Genomic DNA, 18,742 nt, shown 5'->3' with positions numbered 1-18,742 from the left:
TGCATGCCCGCATTCATCACCCTGACCGGAGCCCGCGAGAACAACCTCAAGGACGTCACTCTCCGCATCCCGAAAGGCCGGCTGACCGTGTTCACCGGCGTTTCGGGATCGGGGAAGTCGTCGGTCGTCTTCGACACGATCGCGGTGGAGTCGCAGCGCCAGCTCAACGAGACCTATCCCTGGTTCCTCCGCAACCGGCTGCCCAAGTTCGAGCGGCCGCACGCGGACGCCCTGGAGGACCTCACCCCCGCGATCGTCGTCGACCAGCGGCCCGTCGGCGGCCACTCCCGGTCGACGGTCGGCACCATGACGGACGTCTACTCGGTGATCCGCGTCCTGTTCTCCCGGCACGGCACGCCGAGCGCCGGGCCGGCCACGGCCTACTCGTTCAACGACCCGTCCGGCATGTGCCCCGAGTGCGACGGGCTGGGCCGCACCGTGGGGCCCGACTGGGACCGCATCCTGGACCCGGACCGCTCGCTCGCCGACGGGGCGGTCCGCTTCCCGCCGTTCGCTGCCGGGACGTGGCAGGGCCAGACGTACACCAACAGCCCGGACCTCGACCCGGACAAGCCCGTGGGCCGGTTCACCGCCGCCGAGCGCGAGTTCCTGATGCGCGGGCGGCCGGGCAGCCAGGTCTCCGTGACCGGCAGCGGCGGCACCTGGATCACCGACTACGAGGGTCTCGCCGACCGCTTCGAGCGGCTGTATCTGAAGCGGGACCTGTCGGCCATGAGCCAGAAGACCCGCGACCTCGTCCGGGAGTTCCTGGTGGAGGACGTCTGCCCGGCCTGCCGGGGAGCGCGGTTGAACGCGGCGGCGCTCGCCACCCGGATCGGCGGCCGGTCCATCGCCGACTGCACGCGCATGCAGGTCACGGACCTGATCACCGTGCTGAAGGAGATCGACGACCCGGTGGCCGGGCCGATCGCCGGGGCGGCCGTGGCGGCGCTGGAGCGGATCGAGGCGATCGGCCTCGGCTACCTCAGTCTGGACCGCGAGACCGCCACGCTCAGCGGCGGGGAGGGGCAGCGGCTGAAGACGGTGCGCCACCTCGGCTCCAGCCTCACCGGGATGACCTACATCTTCGACGAGCCGAGCGTCGGGCTGCACCCGCGGGACGTGGGCCGGCTCGGCGATCTGCTGCTGCGGCTGCGCGACAAGGGCAACACCGTGCTGGTCGTCGAGCACGACCCGGACGTCATCGCGCTGGCCGACCACGTGGTGGACATGGGGCCGGGCGCCGGCACCGGGGGCGGCACGGTGGTGTTCGAGGGGACGCCGCAGGAGCTGGCCGCGTCGGACACGCTCACCGGGCGCTGCCTGAGCCGGCGTCCGGCGGTCAAGGAGGAGGCGCGGCGGGCCACCGGCGCGCTGTGGGTCAAGGGCGCCGGCCGGCACAACCTCCGGGACGTGACCGTGCGGTTCCCCACGGGTGTGCTCACGGCGGTGACCGGGGTCGCCGGCTCGGGCAAGAGCAGTCTGGTCGCGGAGTTCACCGCGGCCCACGCGGAGGCCGTGGTGGTCGACCAGTCGTCGATCGGCATCTCGGGCCGGTCCACGCCGGCGACGTACCTGGGGATCATGGACACCGTCCGCAAGATCTTCGCCCGCGAGACGGGGGCCGACGCGGGCCTGTTCAGCTTCAATTCCGGCGGCGCCTGCCCCACCTGCGAGGGCCGCGGCATCATCTCCACCGACCTGGCCTTCATGGACCCGGTGACGACGACCTGCCACGGCTGCGAGGGGAGGCGCTTCAAGGAGGACGTGCTGCGGCTCACCGTGCGGGGCAGGTCGATCGCCCACGTCCTGCAGATGACGGCCGAACAGGCACTCGGCTTCTTCGAGGACGAGGCCGTACGACGCCGGCTGCGCGCCCTGCGGGACGTCGGACTGACGTATCTGACGCTCGGCCAGCCCTTGTCCACGCTGTCGGGGGGTGAGCGGCAGCGCATCAAGCTGGCGACGCGGCTGCACCGGACGGGAGCGGTCTACGTGCTGGACGAACCGACGACCGGTCTGCACATGGCGGACGTGGAGGGTCTGATCGGTCTGCTGGACCGGCTGGTCGGCACGGGCAACACGGTCGTCGTCGTCGAGCACAACCTGGACGTGGTCGCCCGGGCCGACTGGGTCGTCGACCTCGGCCCGGACGGCGGACGGGACGGCGGACAGGTGGTGTTCGAGGGGACGCCGCGGCAGCTCCTGGAGGCGGACGGATCGTTCACCGGGGAGCATCTGCGGCGGTTCGTGCGGCCGGGTGTCAGCGTGCCGGCGTGAGCTCCCCGGTGAGCGGGACGACCGGGTGGGCGCTGTTGCCGACGACGGCGAGCCGCGGTCCGTGCGCGCCGGGCTGCCACTGCCCGCCGACGAGGGGCAGCAGGGCGATGTTGGGCGTCGGGCCCCGGGTCCAGTCCAGGGTGCCTGCTACGGTGTCGAGCCTCGTGCCGGCGAGGGCGCCGGCGACGGACGCCCGGTCGGTGGGGTCGTCCGCGGCGGCGAGGGCGTGGTGGGCGGTCTCCAGGAGCGCATGGGCCAGGCCCAGGGGCTGCAGCCAGGCGGCGCCGGTGTCCTGCTCGTAGGCACGGGCGAGTTCGGCGCACGTGGTGCCGTCGAGGCCCGAGCGGTAGGGGTGGTCCGGGCTCCAGTAGACGAGGGTGGCGACGCGCGCGTCGCCGAGCTCGCCGTGGACGTCGGGGGCGGGCGTGGTGTGGGTGTGCGGGTAGGTCAGCCAGCGTGAGCAGGTGATCAGCCGCGGCGGCACCCCCGCCGCCCGCGCCTGACGGTGGAAGAGGGCCAGGTCGGTGGCGGTGGCGGCGCTGGTGACGAGGCCGGCGCCGTGGTCGCGCAGCCGGGCGACCTGCGCGGCGAAGCCGGGGGCCGGTTCCCGGTAGGCGCCGAGGTCGATCAGGGTGTGGCCGCGCGGGGACGTCACCGGGGCGAAGCCGTACCGCTCGTGCCGCAGCAGCGCGCCCTGGAGGTCGTCGTTCCACAGGCACCCGACGGCGCCGCGGCCTTCGACGCGCTCCCACAGGTCGGCGAAGACGGCGGCGATGTCGTCCAGCCCCCAGGCGAAGTGGTACGTCCACCGGAAGCGGTGCCCGGGCGTGGCGTCGCGGGCGTGGAGGTACGCCTGCCATGGGAAGGTCGTCGACACGCACGGGACGCCGAGCTGCTCGCAGGCGTCGGTGACCGCGGGCAGCACCCGGGTCCCGGCCATGGTGAGCACGAGGTGCGCGCCGTCGGCGCCGGCCAGGTCGTGCACGGCCCGCCGGGCCGCCGCGGGGTCCGAGCGGCTGTCGCGCACGACGACGGTCACGTCGTGGCGGCGCCCGCCGTTGCGCACGTGCGCGAGACGGGGGGCGAGTCTGCGCAGGACGTACGACAACGGGGATCCGAGAGGGGCCAGCCGGCCCGTCAGAGGCGCGACCACGCCCACGCACAAGGAAGTCGACGACATCGAGACCCCTCTCGTGTTCCCGGTGCGACCGCTCAGCGGCCGGAGCGGTCGGCGGTGACGCAGGTGGTCCTGCTGAACACCGCCACCGTCTCGTTGCCGCAGTTGTTGCTGTGGCCGGAGGCGTTGCGGGCGAAGAGCAGGTTGGACAGGACGCCGCCGCTGGGGCCCGCCTGGTCGCCGCCGCCCCTGCCGTCGTCCTCGGTCACACAGGTGCGCTCCTTGAACAGGGCCACCTTGCCGGTGCCGCACAGGTTGGCGTGCCCGGAGGAGTTGCGGCCGGAGAGGTTGGACAGCACACCGCCCGCCCCCGCGTCGCCGTCACCGGCCTGGGCCGTGGCCATGCCGGCCGGAACGGCCATCAGCATCCCCACGATCGAGGCCACTACCGCCATGCGCCGCGTGCCGTACATCTGTGTCGGTTTCCTTCCGCTGGATGGTCGCCGGCCGTCCTGGCCGGAGCACTGGGATCAACGACCCGGCGGAAGATCGGTACGGCCCTGCCCAGGTGAATGATCTGCACAACCGTTGATCAGGTACTGCGATCGCATGCCGGGCGCAGAGCTGTTGACTCGCGTCAACCCGGCGCCCGCACCGCACGCCGATGGGGTGGTTTGACTGTTCGCCCGCCGATCATGCGTGCGGGCTCCGCGAACACTGGACGGGGGTGGCGCGGGCCATCGGGAAGGGGAACGGCATGGCCGACGGCACGGTGGTGATGGCGGTGGCGGAGGGTCCGCAGGACGAGGGCGCCACGGCGGGGCAGTGGGTGAGGATCGCCGAGGCGATCCGGGCCCGTGGCTTACAGGTCCGGTGGGCGGCGAGCGCCGCCGACGCCGAGGCGGTGCTGCGGACCGAGGCGGGTCTCGCCGCCGCGGTGGTCGCCTGGGACCTGCCGTCCGAGGAGCAGGGTGAACCGGGCGGGGCCGGGGTGCTGCGGCGGATCGGCCACCGCTTCCGGGACCTGCCGGTGTTCCTCGCCATGGCCGACGAGGGGTTGCGGGAGCTGCCGCTGTGGGTGTCGCAGTCGGTGGTGGGCTACGTGTGGCCGCTGGAGGACACGCCGGCGTTCCTGGCGGGCCGGATCACCACCGCCGCGCGCGCCTACCAGGACGCCCTGCTCCCGCCGTTCTTCAAGGCGTTGCGCCGCTTCGAGGACGCGCACGAGTACTCGTGGCACACGCCCGCCCACTCGGGAGGCGTCGCCTTCCTCAAGTCGCCCGTGGGCCGGGCGTTCCACGACCACTTCGGCGAACGGTTGCTGCGCAGCGACCTGTCGATCTCGGTCGAGGAGCTCGGCTCGCTGTTCGAGCACACCGGGCCGATCGGCGAGGCGGAGCGCAACGCCGCGCGGGTCTTCGGCTCCGAGCGCACCTACTTCGTGCTGCACGGCGACTCCACGTGCAACCGCCTGGTCGGCCACTTCAGCGTGACCCGCGACGAGATCGCCCTGGTGGACCGCAACTGCCACAAGTCGGTCCTGCACGGCCTGGTGGTCTCCGGTGCCCGGCCGGTCTACCTGGTCCCCACGCGCAACGGCTACGGGCTCGCCGGGCCGCTGCCGCCGGGCGAGCTCGCGGCACGGTCGCTGGCCGCGCGGATCGCCGCGAACCCGCTGACCGCGGACGCCGTGTCCACGCGCGCCCAGTACGCGGTGTTCACCAACTCCACGTACGACGGCCTGTGTTACGACGCGCCGGCGGCGGCCCGGGCCTTCGCCGCCGGCACGCCCCGGCTGCACTTCGACGAGGCGTGGTTCGCCTACGCCCGTTTCCACCCCCTCTACGCCGGGCGCTACGGCATGTCCGTGGACGCGGAGGCCTTCCCCGGCCCGGACCGGCCGACGGTGTTCGCGACCCAGTCGACGCACAAGCTGCTGGCGGCGCTGTCGCAGAGCGCCATGGTGCATGTCAGGCCCGCGCCCCGGGCGCCGGTGGAGCACGACCGGTTCAACGAGGCGCTGATGATGCACGGCACGACCTCGCCGCTGTACCCGATGATCGCCTCGCTGGACGTGGCGACGGCGATGATGGACGGCCCGCAGGGGCGGTGGCTCCTCGACGAGGCGGTGACGGAGGCGGTCCGGTTCCGCCAGGAGATGGTGCGCATCGGGCGGCGGATCGAGGCGGCGGGCGACCGGCCCCCGTGGTTCTTCGGGGTGTGGCAGCCCGGCGAGGTGACCGACCCGGCGAGCGGGGAACGCCTGCCCTTCGACGAGGCCCCGGCGGAGCTCCTGCGCACGGAGCAGTCGTGCTGGCAGCTGGAACCCGGTGCCGACTGGCACGGCTTCCCCGGTCTGACCGACGGCTGGTGCATGCTCGACCCGATCAAGGTGACCCTGACCTGCCCGGGGATCGACGCGAGCGGTGAGACGGCCGAGTGGGGCATCCCCGCGCGGGTGCTCACCGCGTATCTGGCCACGCGCGGGATCGTCGTGGAGAAGACCGACAGCTACACCACGCTGGTGCTGTTCTCGATGGGCATCACCAAGGGCAAGTGGGGCACGCTGCTGGACGCCCTGATGGACTTCAAGGACCTGTACGACGGTGACACCCCGCTCGAGCGGGTGCTGCCGGCGCTCGTGGCGGAGCGGCCCCGGCGCTACGCGGGGCTGACGCTGCGGGGCCTGTGCCAGGAGATGCACGACCATCTGCGCGAGGCCCGGCTGGTCGACCTGCTGGACACCGCCTTCCAGCAGCTGCCGGAGCCGGTCGCCCCGCCCCAGCAGTGCTACCAGCGGCTGATCCGCGGCGGCACGGAACGGCTCCCCCTCGCGGAGGCGGCCGACCGGGTCGCCGCCGCCATGGTCACCGTCACGCCGCCCGGCATCCCGGTCCTCATGCCGGGCGAGAACACCGGCGCGGCGGACGGCCCGCTGCTGCGCTACCTCACCGCGCTCGAGTCCTTCGACCGCCGCTTCCCCGGCTTCGCCAGCGAGACCCATGGCGTCACCCGCGACCCCGACACGGGCACGTACCTGATCGAATGCCTGCGCCGCGACGCCCGGCCGGACACGCGGAACGACACGACACCGGCACAGCGGCGCGAACCGAGGGATGTGGACCTGGAGTCGGCGACCGGGTGAGACGGACGGTGCGCCGAGAACCGAAGCGGGCCTCGGCGCACCCGGCACCCCGGTCCGCACCGCCGCCCGGACCCTGCCCTCCACCAGGTCCGCCCCTCCGCCGGGTCCGCGACCGCCCGGGCCGATCCGCCCGGGCCGAGGGTCACTCGGGCCGGTGACCGCTGGAGCCGGGGCCGCCCGGGCCGGGGGCCGCCCAGGCCATTGCCGCGCGGGCCGCAGACCAACCGGGCGAGAGCCCCGGGCCGATGGGCAGGCGAGCCGGTGACCACCCGAGCCAGGGCCACCCAGACCATTGCCGCGCAGGCCGCAGACCAACCGGGCGGAGAGCCCCAGATCGATGGGCAGGCGAGCCGGTGACCACCCGAACCGGGAGCCACCGGGCCGGAGGCCAACTGGGCCGCAGATCAAGCGGGCCGGAGGCCCACCAGGCCGGAGGCCGACCGGGGTAGAGGTGTTCCTTGCCCAGTGCGGTCGGGACCGGGGCAGTTTCTCCCGGTTCGGGAGGGCCCGACCACGCACCCGGTACACCGCCCTCCCCCGGCGCGGAAGGCCGCTCTTCGTCGCCCGGCCCGGTCGCGGCCGGTCGGCAGAGGGGCGGACGGCCGGACGGCTGCGGTCGGACGGTCCCGCCGCAGGCCCCCGGCGTGTCGGGGAAGCCCCGCGCCCGGCCCGGCCACGCGCCCTCCGGCCCCGGGGGGTGTCCTCCGTCCCCTTCGCCCTGCATGATGGTCGGCCGACGCCCGATGGGTCCGGTCGATCCCGGGAACCCGGTCGGTGTGGTCCAGACACGTCCCATCCCAAACGGAGTCACGCTCGTGCCCAGCAAGAAGGCCCTCGTCCGCCGCCCCAGCCCGCGCCTCGCCGAAGGGCTGGTGACGCACATCGAGCGGGAGGGGATCGACGCCGACCTCGCGGGCGAGCAGTGGGAGGCGTACGTGCAGGCCCTGCGCACGCACGGCTGGGAGACCATCGAGGTGGACCCGGCCGACGACTGCCCCGACTCGGTGTTCGTCGAGGACACCGTCGTGATGTACCGGAACGTGGCGCTGATCGCCCGCCCGGGCGCCGACTCCCGGCGCGCGGAGACCGCCGGGGTCGAGGAGGCCGTCGCCGGCCTCGGCTGCTCGGTGAACTGGATCTGGGATCCGGGCACGCTGGACGGCGGGGACGTGCTGAAGATCGGCGACACCGTGTACGTGGGCCGCGGCGGACGCACCAACGCGGCCGGTGTCCAGCAACTGCGGGCCGCGTTCGAGCCGCTCGGCGCCCGGGTGGTCGCCGTGCCCGTGAGCAAGGTGCTGCACCTGAAGTCGGCGGTCACCGCGCTGCCCGACGGGACGGTCATCGGCCACATCCCGAAGATGGACACCCCGTCGCTGTTCGCACGCTTCCTGCCCGTCCCGGAGGAGGCCGGCGCCCACGTCGTCCTGCTCGGCGGCGACAAACTGCTGATGGCGGCCAGCGCCCCGAAGACCGCGGAGCTCTTCTCCGACCTCGGGTACGAACCGGTCGTCGTGGACATCAGCGAGTTCGAGAAGCTCGAAGGCTGTGTGACATGCCTCTCGGTCCGGCTGCGGGAGCTGTACGTCTGAGCAGCCGGCGCAACCGCTGTCCGGCCGTCGACCTGCGGGTCCACGCCCACTCGTGGCCCGGCGGGCCGACCCCGCTGATCAGCGGTCTTTACGGCGCCCTTGACCTACGGCCTCGTAACCTACGGAAACGTAGCCTACGATGCCGTAGGTTCTGCTCACCGCTCGTACGCATGTCCCCCTGGAGAGTCCATGACGATCACCACTCCCCACCTCGGCAGCCCCGCCGGCGCCTGGTCCGACGCTCAGCTGCTGTACGCACTGGAGGAAGTGGTCGAGAAGGAACTCAACCGGCATCTGCAGGTCGCCAAGGACTGGATGCCGCACGAGTACGTGCCGTGGAGCGACGGGCGCAACTTCCCCGGCCTCTTCGAGGACGGCGAGGCCTGGGAGAAGGAGCAGTCCAAGGTCACCGAGATCGGCCGCATCGCGCTGGTCGTCAACCTGCTGACCGAGGACAACCTGCCCAGCTACCACCACGAGATCGCCTCCCTGTTCGGCCGCGACGGCGCCTGGGGCACCTGGGTGCACCGCTGGACCGCGGAGGAGGGCCGGCACGGCATCGTGATGCGCGACTACCTGCTCACCTCGCGCGCCGTCGACCCGGACAAGCTGGAGCAGTTCCGGATGTCCCACATGAGCGAGGGCTTCGAGTCGGACAACCGTCACTCGATGCTGCACTCGATCGCCTACGTCGCGTTCCAGGAGCTGGCCACCCGCATCTCGCACCGCAACACCGGCCACCAGTCCGGCGACCCGGTCTGCGACCGCATGCTCGCCCGCATCGCGACCGACGAGAACCTGCACATGGTCTTCTACCGGAACCTGCTGCGCGCTGCGTTCGAGCTCGCCCCCGACCTGACCATGCAGGCCGTCCGGGACGTGGTCGTCGACTTCCGGATGCCCGGGCACGGCATCCCCGGCTTCGAGCGCGCCGCCGCGCAGATGGCGATCGGCGAGGTCTACAACCTGCGCATCCACCACGACGACGTGCTGCAGCCCGTGCTGCGCTTCCTGAAGGTCATGGAGATCGACGGCCTGGGCCCCGAGGGCCGCAAGGCGCAGGAGGAGCTCGGCCTGTTCATGGGCGGCCTGGACGCGGAGGCCACCAAGTTCGACGAGAAGCTGGCCGCGCGCAAGGCCCGCATGGCGGCCCGGGCCGGCGCCTGACGGCCGCACCGGCACACCCCGGTGAGGCCCCCGACCGCCACGAGCGGCCGGGGGCCTCACGCAGGGTCCCCCCCCCGGGGGGGGCACCGCGTCGGCCGGTGCGGCTAGCGCGCCGCCCGGCGCAGTTCCAGTCGCTCCTTCTCCGACATCCCGCCCCAGACGCCGAAGCGTTCGTCGTGGTCGAGTGCGTACTCCAGGCAGGCCGTGCGGATCGGGCACAGGCCGCAGATCCGCTTCGCCTCCCGCACCGAACTGCCGGGCTCGGGGAAGAAGAACTCCGCCCCGGTCTGCGCGCACAACGCTTCCTGCTGCCAGGCGAGTTCGGGCGAGGTGATCGTGTCGATGTGCATGTCCCGAAGCGTTCCGGCCGGTGCGAAACGTTCGATCAACGCGCGATCAACGCGGCGTTCAGGGGCCTCCGGCCGGGGTCGATCGTCACCCGCCGGACCGGCCGGTGCACGGCGGCGCGCGGGACCGGCGCGCATTCCTCCGGCCGCGCGGCGGCGCGACGCCCGCACGCCGGCGGTGCGAGACTCGGCAGAGCAGGCGAACGGGCCCCTGTGCGAGGAGGGCGAGGATGCTCACCACCCGTTATGTCACCGGCGCTCCGAACTGGATCGATCTCGGCACCCCCGACATCGACGGTGCGGCGGCCTTCTACGAAGCCCTGTTCGGCTGGCGGTTCCAGCCGGGCGGGCCCGAGGTCGGCGGGTACGGCCTCTTCCAGCTCGACGGCCGGACCGTCGCCGGCGGCATGCAGACCACGCCGGAGCAGGGGCCGCCGTCCTGGACGGTGTACTTCCAGGCGCCGGACGCCGAGGCCACGGCCGAGGCGGCCCGGCAGGCGCGCGGCTCGGTACAGCTGCGGCCCATGGACGTCCAGGACCTGGGCCGGATGGCGATCCTCGCCGACCGGGCCGGGGTGACCTTCGGCCTGTGGCAGCCGGGACGCAACCGCGGCATGGACGTCGTCGGGGAACCCGGCACGCTGTGCTGGACCGAGCTGTACACGGCGGACGTCCCGGCCGCGGCCGCCTTCTACCACTCCGTGCTCGGCCTGGAGACCTACGGCGTCGACATGCCCGGCGGCACGTACACCACGTTCGGCCCCGGTGGGGAGGACGAGGACGCCATGTTCGGCGGAGTCGTGGCCCTCGCCGACGACCCGGCCGAGCAGGAGCCCCACTGGCTCCCGTACTTCGAGGTCGCCGACCCGGACGCGGTCGCCGCCGTCGCCCGGGAGCGGGGCGGCACCGTGCGCATGCCCGCCACGGACCTGCCGGAGGTCGGCCGCCTCGCCAAGCTCACCGACCCCTACGGCGCCCGCTTCGCGGTGATCCACAGCGAGCCCCCACAGGACCGGGTCGGGCAGGCCAGGCCGTGACCGTACAGCCCCTCCGCCCGCCCGGAGGGCGGGCCTAGGCCGATCCGCGTCGTACCAGCGTCGTCGGCAGGACCACGCTGGACGGTGTGTCGGGGGTGTCCTCCCGGCGGTGGTCGGGGTCCAGGCCGTGCAGCAGGAGGCGGGCCATCAGGCGGCCCATCTCCTCGATGTCCTGGCGGACCGTCGTCAGGGGCGGGTCGGTCTGCTCGGCGACGGGCTGCATGTCGTCGAAGCCGATGACGGCCACGTCGTCCGGGACGCGGCGGCCGGACTCGCGCAGGACGCGCAGCGCGCCGGAGGCCATGAGGTCGTTCGCGGCGAACACCGCGTCCAGGTCCGGGCAGCGGCCGAGCAGCTCGCGCATCGCCCGCTCGCCCCCGGCCGGGGTGAAGTCGGCCTCGGCGATCAGCCGCGGGTCGGCGTCCGCCATGACGTCCCGGTAGCCGTCCAGCCGGTCCACCGCCGAGGTCTGGTCCAGGGCACCGGTGATGTGCGCGATCCGGCTGCGGCCGAGGCCGGCCAGGTGGCGGACGGCGTCGCGGGCGCCGCCGCGGTTGTCGCTGTCGACGTACACCACGTCGCGCCGGTCGCCGCTCCAGCCCGGCCGCCCGCCGAAGACGGTGGGCACACCGGCCCGCTGGATCAGCTCCGGCAGCGGATCGTCCAGGTGCAGGGAGAACACCAGCGCCCCGTCGACGTGCCCGCCGGCGAGGTACCGGGCGACGCGGGCGTGGTCGTCGCGGCCCTCCGTCAGGAGCAGCACGAGCTGGTTGTCGTGGGCCGTGAGCTCCTTGCTGATGCCGCGCAGCTGGAGCGCGAAGAACGGGTCGGCGAAGACGCGGCTCTCCGGTTCGGCGACGACCACGGCGACCGCGTCGTGCCGCCGGGTCACCAGGGAGCGGGCGGCCTGGTTGGGTACGTAGCCGAGTTCTTCGACGGCTTTGCGGACCCGCTCGACGAGGACGTCCCGCACGCCGTCCCCGCCGTTGACCACACGGGAGACGGTGGCCCGCGAGACACCGGCCCGGGCGGCCACGGCCTCCAGGGTGGGACGCGGCGCTGTGTCGGTCACTTCGGGGCTCCTCACCTGCGGCTGCGGATCAGGATAGCCCCGGGTGCGCCGCCGGGTGAGAGCGCTCTCGCCTCCGCCCGCGCGGCGGCACGTGCCCGTCAGTGGTCGTGTCCCGCGTGCTCTCCCCCGCCCGCCGGTGCCTCCGCGTGTTCGTGCTCGTGCGGGTCGTAGCCGGGGATGGTCCCGTCCGGCTTCTTCACCAGGAACAGTCCCACCATCCCCATGTCGGAGTGGCTCTGGACGTGGCAGTGGTACATCCAGGCGCCGGCGCCGACCCCCTCCCCCGCGATGACCTGGAAGCCGAAGGAGTCGGCCGGGCCGGTGATCTTGTTGTCGATGACCTGGCTCGGGTCGTCGGGGCCGGTGAGCATGCCGGTGCGGTTGTCCGCCCAGCGGTGACCGTGCATGTGGAACGTGTGGTAGAACTCGCCGTGGGTGATCACGATGAACTCGACCCGGTCACCCACCGTGGCCTCGAAGTTCGGCCCGGAGTGCGGCGCCTTGTTGTTGATGCGCATGTCGTTGAAGACGACCGTGTGCGTGCGGTCGGGCAGCACGTCGCCCTTGCGGCGGACGATGACCGGCCCGAACAGGCCCTTCTGCAGTCCGACGGTGCCATGCTCCGTGCCGACGACATGGTCGTGGTAGTGCCAGTAACCGGCGCTGCCCGCCCGCCAGGTGCCGTCCTTGCGGCGGCCGGGGGCATGGGTGCGCCAGGTGTAGGTGCGGGTGCCGCCCGGCTCGACGTGGCTGCGGTTCATCTTCGTGCCGTCGCTGGTGATCTCGTAGTCCAGACCGTGCACGTGCAGGCTCACCGGCACGTCCATGGTGTTCTCGAACTCGACGTGCAGGGTGTCGCCCTCGTTGAGTTCGATCAGCGGGCCGGGGACGGTGGCCTTGCCCTTCTCCAGGCCGTAGCCCATCTGACCGTCCGCCAGCTTCTCGGCGTACATCCTGATGCGCTTCACCTCGCCTCCGGCCGGTGCCGTCTTCGCCGGTCCGTCGGCGCTGATGGCCTCCGGCGCCACGGACAACGATGTCGCGACGGCGGCGCCGCCCAGCAGCACACGCCGGTTGAAGCTGCGTCTGTCCATGCGGAACTCCCCACCCTGGTAAGGCTTTTACGGAGGCGTACCTGTGATGAACCGGTGAGACGGTACCGGTCGCGCTCCCGTTTATCCACACTCAAGACAAAGTTGGTGCCATCCCGGTCATAGGTATTGGCGGGACGGGCAAAGGGGTTTAGCTTCCTTGGCGGTGTTGCTGTGACCGAGGAGGTGCCCATGCACTTACGAGGGCTGAGCAAGAAAAGACGCGTCTGGGCGGCCTCGGTGGCCGCCGGCGTCGTGACCGCCGGGCTGCTGTCCGGACCGGCCGCGAGTGCGCGTCCCTATCCGGAACCACCCCTGACAACGATGTCGATCAAGTCGCCGCCGGGCGGCGCCAACGTACGGGTGCTGGTCTTCCACGGTTCCGCGGCCGGCGAGGAGTCGCCGGTCGTGAACGCCGCGATCGAGGCCATCGAGGACATCGGGCTGACCGGCCCGGCGAACCGCCGCTTCAAGGTGCAGGCCACCGGCGACGCCTCGGTGTTCACCGACGACACGAGGCTCGGCCGCTTCAACGCGATCGTGTTCCTGACCGGCGGGGGCGACGTCCTCGACCCGGAGCAGGAGGCGGGCCTGGAGGCGTACATGGAGGCCGGCGGCGGGTTCGTCGGCATCCACGACGCGGCGCGCGCGGAACCGTACTCGGACTGGTTCACCGGTCTGGTCGGGGCCCGCCCGGCCGCGTCGAGCCCCGCGGCCGTGCAGCGGGCGACCGTGGAGGTCGGCGACCGCCGGCACCCGGCGACCAAGGACCTGCCGGTGCAGTGGAAACGCCCGGACAAGTGGCTGAACTGGGTGAAGAACCCCTCCGGTGAGGTCCACACGGTGGCCCGGGTGCGGGAGTCGACGTACCAGCCGGGCGCGGGCGCCAACGGCTGGGACCACCCGGTCAGCTGGTGCCGGGACTACGACGGCGGCCGCTCCTTCTACACGGGCATGGGCGGCACGGTGTCGTCGTACGACGAGACCGACTTCCGGGCCCACCTGCGCGGCGCGCTGATGTGGACGACCCGGCTGGAACAGGCCGACTGCAAGGCGGCCATCAACGCCAACTACGCGGCGGAGCGGCTGACCAAGCCCAACCAGCCGGGGCAGAACGACCAGATCGGCGAGCCGCACGGGCTGGTCACCGCACCCGACGGCCGCGTCTTCTACATCGGCCGCGGCGGGGCCGACTCCTCGCAGCCGGTGATCACCGACTGGAACAACCCCGACATCGGCAAGGGCAAGGGCGAGATCCACGTCTACGACCCGAAGACCAAGCAGGTCACCCTGGCCGGCGCGCTGACCGTCTTCGGCAACAAGGGCGGCGGCGACGAACTGGTCAAGGTCGAGGAGGGCCTGCTCGGCATCGAACTCGACCCGAAGTTCGCGCAGAACGGGTGGGTGTACCTGCACTACACGCCGCACGAGCGGATCAACCGCGAGACGCGCATGGCGGAGCGGCGGGTCTCCCGGTTCACGCTCGACCAGGCCACCAACAAGCTGGACCTCGCCAGTGAGAAGGTCCTGCTGAAGTGGCCGGTGCAGATCCACAGTTGCTGCCACGCGGGCGGCGGGCTGGCCTGGGACTCCAAGGGCAACCTGTACATCGCCACCGGTGACAACAACTCCAGCGGCTTCAGCGGCGGTTACTCCGGCAACAACCCGGAGCCGAACTACAAGGGCGTCTCCTTCGCGGACGCGCGCCGCACCGCCGGCAACACCAACAACCTCAACGGCAAGATCCTGCGCATCCACCCGGAGCCGGACGGCACGTACACGCTGCCCGAGGGCAACCTCTTCACCGGGAAGGAAACCGACGAGGGCGGCGGCAAGACGCGCGGCGAGATCTATGTGATGGGCGTGCGCAACCCGGCGCGCATCTTCGTCGACAAGTCGACCGACGTGCTCTACGCGGGCTGGGTGGGACCGGACGCGGGCTCGCCCTCGACCACCTGGGGTCCGGCCAAGTACGACACGTTCGCCGCCATCACGAAGGCCGGCAACCGCGGCTGGCCGTACTGCATGGGCAACAAGCAGCCCTACCGGGACCGCAACCTGCCGGACCCGTCCAAGCCGCTGGGCTGGTACGACTGCGACCACCCGAAGAACGAGTCGCCGAACAACGACGGCCTGGTCAACCTGCCGCCGGTGACCGGCAACAACATCTGGTACTCGCCCTCGGGCGGCGCGCCGGACTACCCGCGGGACGCGAACGGCATCCCGTCGTACAAGCCGGAGGAGGCCACATACAGGCTGCCCTGGCTCAAGGGCGGCGGGCAGGCGGCGATGAACGGGCCGGTGTATCGGTCCGACGCGGTCGCGGCCGACAGCACCGTCAAGTGGCCGGCCTACTGGGACGGCAAGTGGTTCGTCGGCGACTTCTACGACGCCGACCAGCCGCGCAACGCGGTGCTGATGGACCCGAAGACGCAAGGCGACGGCGGCCTGCCGGTGCACTCGGAGTCGCTGAAGAAGATCGTGCCGATCGGCAACGACGGCATCAAGAACCTGATGGACTGGAAGTTCGGTCCGGACGGCGCGCTGTACGTCCTCGACTACGGGCGCGGCTTCTTCACCTCCGACTCCAAGTCGGCCCTGTGGCGGGTCGTCTACAAGGGCGGCGGGCCGACCCCGGCCGCCGGTCAGCTGGCGAGGGGGACCGAGTGATCCGGCACCGAAGAATCTGGGCCGCCCTGCTGGCCGCCCTGCTCGTGATGCTCGGCGTGCAGGCGATGCCCGCCGCCGGGCAGGCACAGGCGCCGGCCGCCGAACAGGTGCTCACCTGGACGGCCGGCAACGACATCGACAAGTACCTGTCGGCGCCGAAGACGGCGGTCGCCGGCCAGGCCACGATCGTCTTCGAGAACAGCGCGGCCACCGGCAACACCACGGGCATGCCGCACACGCTGACGTTCGTGACCAGCGACCCCGAGTTCAACGGCGACGTGCAGCTCAACCTCCTGGCCAACCCCAACGACGCCCAGGGCGGCAAGCACACCGCCCAGGTCACGCTCACACCGGGCCGGTACTTCTACCACTGCACCATCCCCGGCCACGGCCAGATGCAGGGCATCCTCACCGTGACCGAGGGCACGGGTGAGGACACCACCGCGCCCGAGGCGTCGGCGCACGTGAGCGGCACGCAGAACACGCAGGGCCAGTACGTCGGCTCCGCGAGCGTGGCGCTGCACGCCACGGACGAGGGCGGCTCGGGTCTGGACCGGATCGAGTACGCGCTCGGCGACACGGGTGCCTGGCAGCCGTACACCACGCCGGTCGTGGTCGACCAGGTCGGTGACCACACGGTCCGCTACCGGGCGTTCGACAAGGCGGGCAACGTCTCCGCCGAGAAGAGCACCGCGTTCACGGTCGTGGCACCGCAGTCGGACGACACCACCGCGCCGGAGACCTCGGCGACGGTGACCGGCGAGCGGAACGCGGACGGGGCGTACGTCGACATGGCGACGGTCACCGTCTCCGCGTCCGACACCGGCTCCGGGGTCAACACGATCGAGTACGCCATCGGCTCCGGCGCCTGGCAGCCGTACACGGCGCCCGTGATGGTGCACCAGGTGGGCGAGCACACCGTCCGCTACCGGGCCACCGACAAGGCGGGCAACGTGGCGGCGGAGAAGAACGTGCGGTTCACGGTCGTCGCGGCGCCGCCGCAGGACACGACCCCGCCGGTGACGGGCGTGAGCGTGGAGGGCACGAAGAACTCCGACGGGGCGTACGTCAACAGCGCCCGGGTGACCGTCACGGCGACCGACGCGCACGGTTCGGGCGTCGAGCGGATCGAGTACTCGCTGGACGGCGGACCGTACCTGGCGTACTCGGCGCCGGTCGTGGTGGACCGGGCCGGTGCGCACACCATGGCGTACCGGGCGACCGACAAGGCCGGCAACACCTCGGCGGCCCGCACGGTGACCTTCACGGTCGTCTCCGGCGGGGTGCCGGCGCCGAACTGCCCGGAGTACGACGAGCGGCTGACGGTGTTCGTCGGCACGGTCGACTCGGGGGTGCGCAACCGGGTCACCGACAACCGGTGCCGGATCGGCGAGCTGATCGAGGACGAGAAGGAGTGGACGTCCCACGCGCTGTTCCTCAAGCACGTCACGTCCGTCCTGGACGCGCTGCTGAAGGAAGGCGTGATCGACCAGCGCGAGTACAACGCCGTCCGCAAGGCGGCCCGCCAGTCGGGCATCGGCAAGCCGGGGCAGACGGAAGGCTACCGGTCGCTCTTCGACGGCAGCGCGGAGTCCCTGGCCAAGTGGCAGCACGTGGGCGGCGGTTCGTTCGGGCTGAACCCGGACGGGACGATCACCTCCAGCACCACCACGCCGGGCATGGGCATGCTGTGGTTCCCGCAGCGCAAGTACGGCGACTTCTCGCTGAAGCTGCAGTGGCGTGACGACGCGCCCGGCACCGGCAACACCAACTCGGGCGTCTTCGTCCGCTTCCCCTGGGTCCACGACCACCCGGAGGAGTCGCGCCCGGAGTGGGTCGCCATCAAGTACGGGCACGAGGTGCAGGTGTTCGACCGGCCCGACGGCGACATGTACAAGACGGGCTCGGTCTACGGTTTCGACCGCGTGGGCCTGGCCGGCGCGGGCGTGACGCAGAAGGGCACCTGGAACGACTACGAGATCCGGGTGGAGGGCCAGCACTACTCGGTCTTCCGCAACGGCGTGCTGATCAACGAGTTCGACAACACCGGCGGCCAGGAGTTCACTCCCCCGCGCTCGGACGACCCGGGCACGGACGGGCGACGCTTCGCCTCCGGCTACATCGGGCTCCAGGTCCACGGCACCACGGACGTGGTCTCGTTCCGCGACGTCCGGATCAAGGAGTTGTAGGAGGCGCCTGTTTGCGGGCCCTGCTCGGCTGTACCCGTCTGGGCTCTCCCGGCATCTTCGGATACTCGGGCGGGTACGGCAGGTCGCCCAGACCGTGGTCGTGCTCGTCACGGCGGGCGAGGTCGAGCAGGGCCTCCAGCGAATAGCGGTGGTCGTCCATGTCCGCGTGCACATCGCCGAGTTCGGCGAAGCGCGCGGGCATGGTCGCGAGGTCGAAGTCCTGCGGGTGCGCGACGCCGACCTCCTCCCAGCGCAGGGGCGCGGAGACGGGGGCGTGCGGGCGGGGGCGCACCGAGTAGGCGGAGGCGATCGTGCGGTCGCGGGCCGTCTGGTTGTAGTCGAGGAAGATCCGCTCACCGCGCTCCTCCTTCCACCACTTGATGGTGACCTGCTCGGGCATCCGCCGTTCCATCTCCCGGCCGACGGCGATGGCGGCGCGCCGGACCTGGGTGAAGGTCCAGCGCGGCTCGATGGGCACGAACACGTGCAGGCCCCGGCCGCCGGAGGTCTTGGGGAAGCCGCGCAGTCCGCCGAACTCGTCCAGCACGGCCCGTAGTTCGTGGGCGGCGCGGGCGGCGTCGTCGTAGTCGGTGCCGGGCTGCGGGTCGAGGTCGATGCGCAGTTCGTCGGGGCGGTCGACGTCGTCGCGGCGGACCGGCCAGGGGTGGAAGGTGAGCGTGCCGAACTGGGCGGCCCACACCACCGCGCCGACCTCGGTGGGGCACATCTCGTCGGCACTGCGGCCGCTGGGGAAGGTGATGTGCGCGGTCGGGATCCAGTCGGGCATGTTCTTCGGCGCCCGCTTCTGGAAGAAGTTCTCGCCGGCCACGCCCTCGGGGTAGCGCTCCAGGGTGGTGGGCCGGTCGCGCAGGGCGCGCAGGATGCCGGGGCCGACGGCGATGTAGTAGCGGGCGAGGTCCAGCTTGGTGAAACCGCGCTCGGGGAAGAAGACCTTGTCCGGACTGGACAGCCGTACGGTCCGGCCGTCCACCTCCAGTTCCACCGCGTCACCCATGTCCGTCACGGTAGGCGTAG

13 protein-coding genes are annotated in these 18,742 nt (G+C 72.0%); 7 read left to right on the top strand and 6 right to left on the bottom strand.

The window, feature by feature from the left end:
- The first annotated feature begins 3 nt into the window (after positions 1-3).
- The gene (locus ACIGAQ_RS03935; protein WP_399778939.1) at positions 4-2,280 is read left to right on the top strand and encodes an ATP-binding cassette domain-containing protein; all 2,277 of its coding nucleotides are present in this window, start codon (positions 4-6) and stop codon (positions 2,278-2,280) included.
- Here the strand turns inward: ACIGAQ_RS03935 and ACIGAQ_RS03930 are convergent.
- Both ACIGAQ_RS03930 and ACIGAQ_RS03925 read right to left on the bottom strand, forming a co-directional pair.
- Entirely contained in the window at positions 2,264-3,460 is a 1,197-nt protein-coding gene (locus ACIGAQ_RS03930) for an ABC transporter substrate-binding protein (protein WP_362279118.1), read from the bottom strand. The genes ACIGAQ_RS03935 and ACIGAQ_RS03930 overlap by 17 nt on opposite strands.
- 32 nt (positions 3,461-3,492) lie before the next feature.
- Positions 3,493-3,870, bottom strand: a complete 378-nt coding sequence (locus ACIGAQ_RS03925) for a hypothetical protein (RefSeq protein WP_311687214.1) — start codon at positions 3,868-3,870, stop codon at positions 3,493-3,495.
- 284 nt (positions 3,871-4,154) lie between these two features.
- Here ACIGAQ_RS03925 and ACIGAQ_RS03920 point away from each other — a divergent pair, with 284 nt between their 5' ends.
- From ACIGAQ_RS03920 to ACIGAQ_RS03910, 3 genes are all read left to right on the top strand, one after another.
- Positions 4,155-6,542 carry an Orn/Lys/Arg decarboxylase N-terminal domain-containing protein gene (locus tag ACIGAQ_RS03920; RefSeq protein ID WP_399778937.1) on the top strand — a complete coding sequence of 796 codons (2,388 nt, stop codon included), beginning with the start codon at positions 4,155-4,157 and terminating at the stop codon, positions 6,540-6,542.
- Positions 6,543-7,357: 815 nt separating this feature from the next.
- Positions 7,358-8,134 (top strand): dimethylargininase, encoded by a 777-nt coding sequence (gene ddaH / locus ACIGAQ_RS03915; protein ID WP_311687218.1) that lies wholly within the window; start codon positions 7,358-7,360, stop codon positions 8,132-8,134.
- Positions 8,135-8,323: 189 nt separating this feature from the next.
- Positions 8,324-9,301 (top strand): acyl-ACP desaturase, encoded by a 978-nt coding sequence (locus ACIGAQ_RS03910; protein WP_362279120.1) that lies wholly within the window; start codon positions 8,324-8,326, stop codon positions 9,299-9,301.
- Positions 9,302-9,405: 104 nt separating this feature from the next.
- On the opposite strand, the gene ACIGAQ_RS03905 is transcribed toward ACIGAQ_RS03910, so the two are convergent.
- Positions 9,406-9,651, bottom strand: coding sequence for a WhiB family transcriptional regulator (locus tag ACIGAQ_RS03905; RefSeq protein ID WP_311687222.1), 246 nt, complete (start codon positions 9,649-9,651; stop codon positions 9,406-9,408).
- Positions 9,652-9,878: 227 nt separating this feature from the next.
- Here ACIGAQ_RS03905 and ACIGAQ_RS03900 point away from each other — a divergent pair, with 227 nt between their 5' ends.
- Positions 9,879-10,685 carry a VOC family protein gene (locus ACIGAQ_RS03900; protein WP_362279121.1) on the top strand — a complete coding sequence of 269 codons (807 nt, stop codon included), beginning with the start codon at positions 9,879-9,881 and terminating at the stop codon, positions 10,683-10,685.
- Positions 10,686-10,719: 34 nt separating this feature from the next.
- Here the strand turns inward: ACIGAQ_RS03900 and ACIGAQ_RS03895 are convergent, their stop codons facing one another.
- A complete protein-coding gene (locus ACIGAQ_RS03895; protein ID WP_311681170.1) occupies positions 10,720-11,757 on the bottom strand; it encodes a LacI family DNA-binding transcriptional regulator in 1,038 nt (345 codons plus the stop codon).
- A 98-nt stretch (positions 11,758-11,855) separates the two neighbouring features.
- Positions 11,856-12,851: a multicopper oxidase domain-containing protein gene (locus ACIGAQ_RS03890; RefSeq protein WP_399778933.1), complete on the bottom strand. Its 996-nt coding sequence runs from the start codon at positions 12,849-12,851 to the stop codon at positions 11,856-11,858.
- Positions 12,852-13,040: 189 nt separating this feature from the next.
- On the opposite strand from ACIGAQ_RS03890, the gene ACIGAQ_RS03885 reads away from it, so the two are divergent.
- Both ACIGAQ_RS03885 and ACIGAQ_RS03880 read left to right on the top strand, forming a co-directional pair.
- A complete protein-coding gene (locus tag ACIGAQ_RS03885) occupies positions 13,041-15,518 on the top strand; it encodes a ThuA domain-containing protein (protein ID WP_399778931.1) in 2,478 nt (825 codons plus the stop codon).
- Between the two features lie 47 nt (positions 15,519-15,565).
- On the top strand, positions 15,566-17,707 hold the full coding sequence (locus tag ACIGAQ_RS03880) for an OmpL47-type beta-barrel domain-containing protein (protein ID WP_399780659.1): 2,142 nt from the start codon (positions 15,566-15,568) through the stop codon (positions 17,705-17,707).
- Here ACIGAQ_RS03880 and ligD read toward each other — a convergent pair.
- A complete protein-coding gene (ligD, locus tag ACIGAQ_RS03875) occupies positions 17,694-18,722 on the bottom strand; it encodes a non-homologous end-joining DNA ligase (RefSeq protein WP_362279124.1) in 1,029 nt (342 codons plus the stop codon). The genes ACIGAQ_RS03880 and ligD overlap by 14 nt on opposite strands.
- Positions 18,723-18,742: the final 20 nt, after the last annotated feature.

The organism is Streptomyces sp. NPDC085932, assembly GCF_044540525.1.
Lineage (GTDB): Bacteria > Actinomycetota > Actinomycetes > Streptomycetales > Streptomycetaceae > Streptomyces > Streptomyces levis.
Note: the sequence above shows the minus strand (reverse complement) of the source record. Positions and strands in the feature narration are given on the sequence as shown.

What these genes read in the sequence shown, in the direction of transcription:
- ACIGAQ_RS03935 (WP_399778939.1), top strand. Translation starts at nt 4, where the DNA reads ATGCCCGCATTCATCACCCTGACCGGAGCCCGCGAGAACAACCTCAAG.
- ACIGAQ_RS03930 (WP_362279118.1), bottom strand. Translation starts at nt 3,460, where the DNA reads ATGTCGTCGACTTCCTTGTGCGTGGGCGTGGTCGCGCCTCTGACGGGC.
- ACIGAQ_RS03925 (WP_311687214.1), bottom strand. Translation starts at nt 3,870, where the DNA reads ATGTACGGCACGCGGCGCATGGCGGTAGTGGCCTCGATCGTGGGGATG.
- ACIGAQ_RS03920 (WP_399778937.1), top strand. Translation starts at nt 4,155, where the DNA reads ATGGCCGACGGCACGGTGGTGATGGCGGTGGCGGAGGGTCCGCAGGAC.
- ACIGAQ_RS03910 (WP_362279120.1), top strand. Translation starts at nt 8,324, where the DNA reads ATGACGATCACCACTCCCCACCTCGGCAGCCCCGCCGGCGCCTGGTCC.
- ACIGAQ_RS03905 (WP_311687222.1), bottom strand. Translation starts at nt 9,651, where the DNA reads ATGCACATCGACACGATCACCTCGCCCGAACTCGCCTGGCAGCAGGAA.
- ACIGAQ_RS03900 (WP_362279121.1), top strand. Translation starts at nt 9,879, where the DNA reads ATGCTCACCACCCGTTATGTCACCGGCGCTCCGAACTGGATCGATCTC.
- ACIGAQ_RS03890 (WP_399778933.1), bottom strand. Translation starts at nt 12,851, where the DNA reads ATGGACAGACGCAGCTTCAACCGGCGTGTGCTGCTGGGCGGCGCCGCC.
- ACIGAQ_RS03885 (WP_399778931.1), top strand. Translation starts at nt 13,041, where the DNA reads ATGCACTTACGAGGGCTGAGCAAGAAAAGACGCGTCTGGGCGGCCTCG.
- ACIGAQ_RS03880 (WP_399780659.1), top strand. Translation starts at nt 15,566, where the DNA reads ATGCTCGGCGTGCAGGCGATGCCCGCCGCCGGGCAGGCACAGGCGCCG.
- ligD (WP_362279124.1), bottom strand. Translation starts at nt 18,722, where the DNA reads ATGGGTGACGCGGTGGAACTGGAGGTGGACGGCCGGACCGTACGGCTG.